At 46.8% G+C, this 10112-nt stretch carries 3 protein-coding genes; all 3 read right to left on the bottom strand.

Annotated features, from left to right (window positions below; genetic code table 11):
• Positions 1-6702, bottom strand: a 6702-nt coding sequence (locus tag NAF19_RS15575; RefSeq protein ID WP_252790994.1) for a putative Ig domain-containing protein, incomplete at its 3' end; no start/stop codon positions are given.
• 509 nt (positions 6703-7211) lie between these two features.
• On the bottom strand, positions 7212-7589 hold the full coding sequence (locus tag NAF19_RS15570) for a hypothetical protein (RefSeq protein WP_252790993.1): 378 nt from the start codon (positions 7587-7589) through the stop codon (positions 7212-7214).
• Positions 7590-7629: 40 nt separating this feature from the next.
• Complete coding sequence (locus NAF19_RS15565; protein ID WP_252790992.1) at positions 7630-10020, bottom strand: ABC transporter permease; 2391 nt, start codon at positions 10018-10020, stop codon at positions 7630-7632.
• Positions 10021-10112: the final 92 nt, after the last annotated feature.

Genomic DNA, 10112 nt, shown 5'->3' with positions numbered 1-10112 from the left:
TGTACCGGTGCCGTTGGCTGAGCCGGCAACCCCGCTGCCTGCAAAAGTGGTTACCACCCCCCCGGGTGTTATCTTGCGGATAAGGTTATTCCCGCTGTCACCTACATATACGTTGCCGGCCGCATCTACCGCTATTCCTGCCGGGCTTTTAAAGCTGGCTGCCGTACCTGTGCCATTGGCTGAGCCTATTGCCCCGCTACCGGCCAGCGTGGTGGCCACCCCCCCGGGTGTTATTTTCCGGATTACATTTGCCGTATAGTCCACTGCATAGATATTCCCCGCCGCATCTGTGGCCATACCCATTAATCCGGTAAAGCTGGCCGCCGCGCCCGTGCCGTTGGTTGACCCGGAAGCTCCGCTCCCGGCTAGTGTAGTAACCTGGCTGTAAATTGTTGCCGGCACCGCACCGCCGGTATTGGTGGGCGATAGTGCGGCTATCGGGCTTCCGGTTAAATATGTGTGGGGTGTTGTGTAGCTGATGCTGGGAGGAGGAATGATGGTGATATTTAACGCAGCCGAGGTACCGCCGCTACCGTTATAAGCAATGGCAGTATAATTTTTGGCCGGTGCGGCCACCAACGGTGTACCGCTAATAACACCTGTATTATTATCTATTGCCAAACCAAGAGGTAAAGCAGGATTTACATAATAACCACCCGTACGGTTAGCCCGCATTACCTTGCCGCCGCCAAAATCAGCTATAAATAAGTTTCCTTTTACATCCAGCGCAACGCCGGTTGCACCGGTGTACCCTTGACTAATACTCACGGTAGCCCCGCCAACAGTTGGTATCATTTTAATACTACTGCTATCATCCGCTACAAATACGTTTCCAAGATTGTCGACAGCTACACCATACGGTTGATTAAATCCCGAACCTATAATAATTAAAGGGCTGCCATCGGCAGGTATTTTCTTTACGGCATTAATTGAAGGGCAAGCCAGGTAAAGGTTACCGTAAGTGTCAACCGCTATTCCTATTGGATTACCAATAGCTGATGCTAATACCACCGGCGCGCCACCCCCGACCGGGATTTTGTACACGCTGCCCGTATTTTGGTCGGTCACAAATATGTTTCCTGCAACATCAAGCGCAATGCCCGAAGGATTGACAAACCCGGAACCAACATCAACCAACGCCCCGCCGCCCGCAGGTATCATTTTTAATGATGCCGTATTGTTATAGCCTATATAAACATTACCGGCAACATCAACAGCCACTCCTGCTATCAAATTGAAGCCGGAAGCGAGCGTGATAACCGGCCCTCCGTCAGCAGGTATTTTTTTGACGGCGTTACTGGCCCGGTCGGTTATGTACACGTTCCCAGCCGCGTCTGTGGCTATTGCATAAGGTGTGCCGCCTGATTTTATTAAAAACGGGGTGGTGCTAAAAGCCGCGGCGGCAACCCCTGTGCTAACGGGCGTTAACGGCGCAGTAGCCATACCCTTAAGATACACCTGTGGCGTTTTATAACTAAGTTTCGGCAACGGAGCAAGGTTAACAGTTAAGTTTACGGTTGCAGTGTAAGTTCCGTAAATATTGTAGCCAATAACCTGGTAGTCGGTTTGTACGCTTACCATCGCAGGCGTGCCGTTAATTACACCTGTGTTGCTGTTAAAAATTAACCCGTTTGGTAAAGCAGGTTTTATATAAAAGCCGCCAACGGGCGCTGATTTTTTTACTGCATTGTTAAGATAGTCGGCCACATAAACGGTTCCTGAAGCATCAATAGCTACGCCATAGGGATGGTTAAAGCCGGAGCCTACTACCGTCATTGCGCCTCCGCCGGAAGGTACCATGTTTACAACACTATTATTAAAATTTGCGACGTATAAATTACCCGATGCGTCGATCGCTACACCCAGAGGCTGGCTAAAACCAGAAGCCACAACAACCGCGCTTCCGCCGCCTGCCGGTATCTTTTCAACCAGGTTATCACTGGCATCGGCCACGTAAATATTTCCATTCGCATCACTTGCCACGCCCGAAGGATTGGTTAAGCCAGACGCAAAGGTAACAATAGCGCCACCGCCTGCCGGGATCTTCTTTATGGCATGGTTACCTTTATCGGCCACGTAAACATTCCCCAGTGAATCCACAGCCACCGCTACAGGGCTGCTAAAACCGGCACCTAAAGTAACGGTGGGGCTTCCATTAGCCGGGATTTTATAAACTATATTGTTTCCGCTGTCTGATACATAAACATTCGCGGCGCCATCAACAGCTACTCCACTCGGGGTGTTAAAACCCGTACCTATGCTAATAGTGCCGCCACCAACTTTTTGAATCTTTTTTACCAGCCCAGTGCCGCTGTCGGCTACATAAACATTCCCTGCGGCATCTACAGCCACCCCTGCCGGCAATGCCAGGCCTGTGCCCATGCTGGCAGTTACGCTGCTATACCCCGCCGCCGAAACACTTGAGCTCACGGGTGTTAAAGGCGAAATAATGACATTTTTTACATACGATTGCGGACTGCTGTACCCCACAAAAGGGGGGGGTAACAGGTTAATCGTTATAGATGCATTAGTTTTTGTGCCCCCGGTATTATTGTAACCGGTAACGTAATAATATTTAAAAGGGGAAGCAGCCGATGGTGTACCACTAATCACTCCCGTTGTATTATCAATACTCATGCCGGCAGGTAAGATAGACCCAAGATAATATCCGCCAACCGGTTTAATTACTTTAACGTTGTTACCTACATTGTCGGTAGCGTAAACTACGCCATCGTTGCCCACTGCCACGCTACGCGGATGAATAATAGTGGTGCAAATAACCACCGGCACACCGCCGCCCGCCGGCATTTTCTCAATAGCATTGTTCCCGGTATCGGCTACATAAATATTGCCCGATGCATCAAGGGCTATGCCCGTAGGCTGGCTAAATCCGGAGCCTAAGGTCACCGGGCCCCCGCCTCCAACAGGAATCATTTTTATCGCATTATTGCCAAAATCGGCAACATAAACGTTACCGGCAATATCAACTGCAACGCCCGACGGCTGGTTAAAACCAGAACCTATAACGATAGTTGCACCACCGCCAAATGGAATTTCCTTTACCGCGTTATTGCCCTTATCAGCTACATAAATATTGCCTGCGGCATCAACCGCAAGGCCGCAGGGGGTGTTAAACCCGGTGGCTACGGTGGTTGTGGTGTTGGCTGGCATAGCTATTCTTTTTACGGAATTAGTGAGTTGGTCTGTTACGTACACATTCCCGCTTGCATCAGTAGCTAAGCCATTCGGGGAATTTAAGCCGGAGCCAACGGTAAATACATTATTATTATTTGGATATATCAATTTTACCGCGTGGTTACCTGCGTCGGCAATATAAACGTCGCCTGTGCTAGCCACCGTTATGCCAACAGGATTATTGTATCCCGACCCTAAATTTACCGGAGCGTTGGTGTAACCCGGAGGTGCTACCCCCGTACTTTGGGGGGCTGCCGGCGGAATGGGTGTATTAACTACGTATATTGGCGGGATGGGATAGCTTATCACCGGCAGCGGAAGCAAATCCACTTTAATATTTATTGTTGCCGAGTTGCTGCCAAAGCTGTTATAGGCTGTTATTATATAATCCGTTGCCGGGCTTGCTACAGCCGGCGTCCCGCTTAGTATACCTGTTGAGTTATCAAAAGCTAAACCAGCAGGCAAGGCATTAATATAATACCCGCCAACAGGTTTTATTTTTTTAACCGTACCATTTAAATAATCGCCTACATATAAGTTGCCTGCTGCGTCAATAACTACCCCGGCAGGGATATTAAAACCGGCGCCTACCGGCAAAAGCGTATTACCTGTTGCCGGCAACTCCAATAAAGTTGTAACTGCACCGTCGGCAACAAATAAGTTTCCCGATACATCAACAGTTAAACCTAAGGGGTTATTGAGACCCGATGCAACAATAACTGCAGGGCCGCCAATTACCGGTATTTTGTAGACTACTCCGTTGGATTTTTCACTAAAATAAACGTTTCCGGCTACATCCGTTGCTATCGCAAGTGGGTTGTTGTAAGTTCCTAAATTTATTACGGCGCCCCCGCCTGCCGGTATTTCTTTTATGGCATGGTTTCCGTTATCAGACACAAATACATTCCCGGCGCCATCTACGGCAACTCCGTTGGGGTGCACGAATCCTGAGCCAATATTTACCACGGCGCCGCCGCCCGCTGGAATTTTTTTTACTAAGTTACCTGTATATTCTGCAACGTATACGTTACCGGCAGCATCTAATGCCACACCCGATGGACCATTGAAGCCGGGGCCTATTGCAACAGGTATGCCTCCACCTGCCGGTATTTTCTTAACGCTGTTGCTTTGAAAATCGGCAACATAAACATTCCCGGCTACGTCAATAGCCAAGGCACGCGGCTTGCTAAAGCCCGAACCAATACTTACCGGGCTGCCGGTATAACCGGCGGCAGCCACACCGGCGCTTGCCGGGGTCAAAGGGGCTATGGGCGTTGCCGTGATATAAGTTTTAGGGCTGCCATAACTAATGTCAAGTGCCTTAACTTTAATATTAACTATTGCTGACGCGCTTCCAGACGTATTATAAGCTGTTACAGTGTAGTTGGTTGCGGGGCTAACGCTAATTGGAGTGCCGCTTATTGTGCCTGTGGTTTCATCAAAATTGAGTCCTGCCGGCAAGGCGGAGCCAATATGGTAGCCGCCCGCCGGAGTTAGTTTTTGCACGGCTTTGTTGCTAAAGTCTGTGATGTACAAAACGCCATATGGGTCAACAACTACCCCTATCATGCTTCCGGGGCCCGAGCCTATTAAAACCGGCGCGCCCCCGCCAACCGGAAACTTGTTTACCACGTTGTTTGTACCATCAGCTACATAAATATTGCCTGCGCCATCAACAGTTATTCCATTTGGCGAATTTGGGCCCGTGCCTACCTGTACCTTTGCACTGCCGTCGGCAGGTATTTTGTATACGGCATGGGTGCCGTTGTCGCCGGCGTATACGTTTCCGGCTGCATCCACGGCAACAGCAACAAGGTTGGTAAACCCTGTGCTTATATCAACCGGCGCGCCACCAACAGGAATCATTTTCACACTCTGAGTACCGTAGTTGGCGACGTATAAATTACCTTTAGCATCAATAGCTATGCCGAGCGGGCTGCTGAAACCTGTTGCCACAACCACCGGTGCACCGCCGCCAACCAAAATTTCCATAACATTGGTGCTGCTAATATCAGTCACAAAAACATTGCCCGCTGCATCAACTGCAACTCCAGTTGGATGAATAAAACCCGAACCAAGCGTAACAGGTGCGCCGCCGCCAATAGGTATTCTTTTAACAACACCACCAAGATAGTCGGCAACATAAATATTCCCGGCCGCATCTAATGTAAGACCACGGGGGCCGCTAAAGGCGTTGCTTACCGTTATCGGCACATTATCATAAGCCGGGGCGCCAACACCGCTGCCCGAAGGTGATAGCGGTGTGATACCCACACCGGCAGTATAGGTTGGCGGGATGCTGTAAATAAGTGTAAGCGGGGTAACTTTAATATTAACAATTGCCTGGCTGCCCCCAAAGCTATTATACGCCGTAACTGTATAATCGGTAGCCGGGCTGGCTTTTGCCGGTGTACCGGTTATATTGCCGGTTGCACCGCTAAATTTTAAACCTGCGGGCAACACCTTATTTATGAAATAGCCGCCAAGCGCGTCAACTTTTTTAACAAGGCTGTTGTTATAGTCTGACGCATAAATACTGCCAGCCCCATCAACCGTTATTCCGGTTATTAAGCTTGTGGTTAAAGTTAACGTAGTGGGTGCGCCCCCGAGCACCGGGTATTTTTTAATTAGATTGCCGGTAGCATCGGCTATGTAAACGTTGCCTTCCCCGTCTGACGATATGGCAATAGGGTTGGTAAATCCTGTGGCAAAAACCATCGGCACATTTGTGCCGGCAGGAAATTTGTATATTGTTTTATCTATTGAATCGCCGGTATAAACATTGCCAAAGCCATCAATCCCAACACTTATTAATGATTGGTAACCCGCTGCAATAACTACAGGTGCACCGCCTCCAGCTGGAATCATTTTTAAAGCTTTATTGCCTCCATCAGCCACATAAATATTTCCGGCCGGATCGCATGCAATGGAATATGCACTATTAAAACCCATGCAAACAACAACAGTTGCGCCGCCGCCAACCGGTACTTTTTTTACCGTATTGGTACCAACATCCGAAACATACACATTACCTGCAGCGTCAACGGCTACAGCAATAGGGTTTGAAAAGCCCGAACCTACAATACTTGGCGAACCGCCGCCCACCGGTATTTTTTTCACCTGGTTATTGGTATAATCGGCCACATACACATTCCCGGCTGCATCTGTAGCCAAACCACGAGGCCCGTTAAATGCCGAGCCAACCATTACCCCTGCAAGATTATAAGCCAAGGCAGCCACCCCGCTGCTTGTTGGTGATAATGTGGCAATTGCCACAGTACCCATGTAATTATGCGGAGTAGTATAACTGATAGCAGGAACAGCCTGTCCATGCGTTTTTCTTATTTTTGATGAAGCCGGCACCTCTTTTTCATTAGGCTTTGCTGCCGGTTTACCCGCATAAAGTGAATTACTAAAACAAACAAGCAGGACAAAAATGACTAATAATTTTGCCGCAAGGGAAGTTTGCGAAATCGTGTTGCGTGATGAAAGTAAAGATGTTTTCATAATAGGTCGGTGTTTATGACGGTATTGTTTGATAGCTATTTTTTTACGGTGAGATATAAGTATCACTTCAAGTTTCAAAGCTACCTTGCACACGATTCGTAAAAAATCATCTTTTAGGGTGATATTGGGGTAGCTGCTAAGGCTTCGGGGTTAGTTTCGGGGGGATTTTGCAGTATTTTTCAATACCGGTTTGGCAAGTGGTGGTGGGTATGCAGGTTATTGTTATTTGTGATGATGAAAATCACATACCTATTTCGGTAAAAAATCCCTCCCGGTAATTATTTGCTATTGGAATTTCTTTTTGTTTTACAAATACCCGGTTGCCATCAATATGGCTGATCATTGTTTTGTTGATCACAAACGATCGAAAAGGGAACCAAATTAGTTCCTGGCATTTACACCGGTTTACTCCGATTCATCCGTATTATCTTGCAATATCCGAAGATGGTTAATAAGTTATATAATATGCAGCCGCTCAATAAAATGAGGGCTGCATTTTTCATATTGGGTTATTGCTTCTTTTGTTTCAGGTAAGCATCATATTGCGCAGGCGTTAAAATTCCCTGCAATATTTTTAAAAACTCCTGTTGGTTTGCTGCCAGTTTATCTTTCTTTTCTTTCTCGCTAACCTGTGCTACTTTAATTTCATCCACAGATTTGGTATTTCCCAAATAGGCGTTGAATACTTTTTTTGTGGTGGCATCGTCTAAACCCAAAGATTGTTTAAGCCCGTCGGCAAATTTTTTCGAGCGCATCAGCACATCTTTGGGCATCTGCCATTCATTGCCGTTTTTTACGGGTGTTTCGGCCTGTTCGCCTGTTTGTGCTTTGGCTTTTATACCGCACAGGGTGAGCGCCAATGCGCTTAGGATAATTGCTTTTTTCATTTTTTAAAGATTTATTGTATTGCCTTTTTTTAATTAACTATTACGCGTTCCGCAACGATTTCACCGGGTTCGACAGCGCCGCCCTTAAGGCCTGCAAACCTACAGCCAGCGTGGCAATTACCAATGATAAGGCCCCAGCTAACGCGAAGCGCCACCAACTAAGTTCAACCCGGTAAGCGAAATTTTGCAGCCAGTTTTGCATTACCAGCCAGCCAACGGGTATCGCTATTGCAAACGCCAGCAACACAAGGTTGACAAAGTCTTTAACCAACATCGCGGTTAAAGTTGTTACCGACGCTCCCAATACTTTACGTACGCCAACTTCTTTCTCTCTTTTTTGCGCCGATAACAGCGCCAGGCCTAAAAGCCCTATTGCCGAAATAAAAATGGTGATGGCTGCAGCAAAGGTGATAACCTGTTTCCAGCGGTTTTCAGTTTCATAGGCCGCCCGGTTCTCTTCATCGCGAAACTGGTATTGAAAAGGATGATCAGGGTAAAGCTGGTGGTAGGTTTTCTCCATCGAAAGCAGCGTGGCGGCGGTATTTCCTCCCTTTATACGCAATATCATTTTTCCCAACGGTAATAAAGGTTCCTGCGTAAAAACTATGGGCTGTATTTTTTCTTTTAACGACTCATTATGATAATCTTTTACCACCCCCACTATGGTTACCCTTCGGCTTCCCCAGGTTGGTAGGTTCATATAATCGATGGTTTTACCGACAATATTTATTATCCCCAATTGCTTGGCCAGCGTTTCGTTCACTAATACCGATAAGGTCGAATCAGAAGAAAATGCAGCCGAAAAATTGCGACCGGCAACTATGTTTACACCCAATACTGGTAAATAGTCGTCGGCGATATGCTCATAAGTGGCAGTAAACTCTTTAGTTCCAATCCGGGTTTTGCCACCAAAGTGTCCGACATTGGTGTACGATACTCCGGTTACTCCCAGTAGTTTCGAAAACTCTGTTCGGTATAAGTCCATTACCTGTCTGCTCCTTATTCCCTGGCTAACAGTAAAATCAACCAGGTTTTTATCGGCATAACCTACTGATGTTTGCGTAAGCAGGTTAAACTGTGCATAAATAAACAGGGTTGAGATAATAAAAAACGTAGCCAGTGCAAACTGGATAACCACCAGGCTTTTGGCTAAATAGTTTTTTCCTATGGTATTTGCTTTGCCATTTAATGCTGTCAGCGGGTTAAATCCGGATAATACCATTGCCGGGTAAACTCCCGCCAGGCTGCCTGTAAGTACAGGCAACATAATAAATATCGCAATAAGTCGCCAATCCACTAAGGAAAAAAAGCCCAGTTGTTTGTTGGCTAAAACATTAAAAACAGGCAAGGCAACTACCGCCAACCCTACAGCCAAAACAGCTGCAATTAAACAGGTAATCACCGATTCGCCTACAAACTGTACGGCCAAACGGCTGCGTTTGCTCCCCATCACCTTCCTGATGCCAATTTCCTTACCCCGCTTAATGGACTGTGCTACAGTCAGGTTCACAAAATTAATGCAGGCAATCAGCAATATAAACACCGCAACGCCGCCCAGGATATAGGAGTATACCGGGTTGCTGCCCATGGGCGTACCCGCATATTCGGTATTTAAATGCATAGCGGTGATTGGCTGTAGTCCCCAATTGAAATGATTGCCATATCCTGCAAGGTTATTCAAATCAATTTCATCCTTTGCCCTGGTTTGATAAACCTGGTCCATTTTGCGGGCAACATTCTGGAGGTTAGCCCCTGGCGACATTAAAAAATAGGTAGGAAACGATACCCACATCCACCCATTATCGGGGCTTGCGGTTTCGAAATATGAAAAGGGCAAAAGTACGTTTAACTGTATGCTGGAGTTCTTCGGTGCATCTTTGGCTATGCCGGTAATGGTAAACGGCTCAAACCTTCCATTAATTTCCAGCAGCAAGGTTTTACCGGCGACTTGCGTTGTGCCAAAATATTTTATGGCGGCGGTTTCGCTCAGCACCATGGAATGGTGGTCGGCCAATACACTGTTGACATTACCCGAAAGCAGCGGAAAACTAAATATGTTAAAAAAGCTTTTATCAACCCAGGTAACCTGTTCACTAAAAATGTCGTTGTTCCTTTTTATAACGATGTCCTTTGGGTTTACACGGGTAAAATCCTGAATTTCGGGTATTTGCTGCTTAAAGGCCGGGCCCTGCACCAATGCGGCAATGGCAAATTTTTGGCTGCCGCCGTCCTGTTCTGTGCGGACACACGTCAGCTGGCATATATTGTCTTTTTTAAGATGAAAACCGTCGAAACTTAACTCATCTTTTATGTAAAGAATGATAAGTATACAGCAGGCCAGCCCAATACAAAGCCCGGCTATATTAATGAACGAAAGCACTTTGTTTTTGCGGATATTCCGCAGTGCTATTTTTATATAATTGCGTAACATAACGTAGTTTTTTAGTTGATTTTTTATGCAATGGCAACCCAGGGACGCCATTTGAAGCATGCATTTTATGTATTGAGTAAGTATTAATCTGT

Origin of the sequence: Mucilaginibacter flavidus (assembly GCF_024055575.1) — a bacterium.
GTDB classification, from domain to species: Bacteria; Bacteroidota; Bacteroidia; order Sphingobacteriales; family Sphingobacteriaceae; genus Mucilaginibacter; species Mucilaginibacter flavidus.
This window is presented reverse-complemented; position numbering and strand designations above follow the sequence as displayed.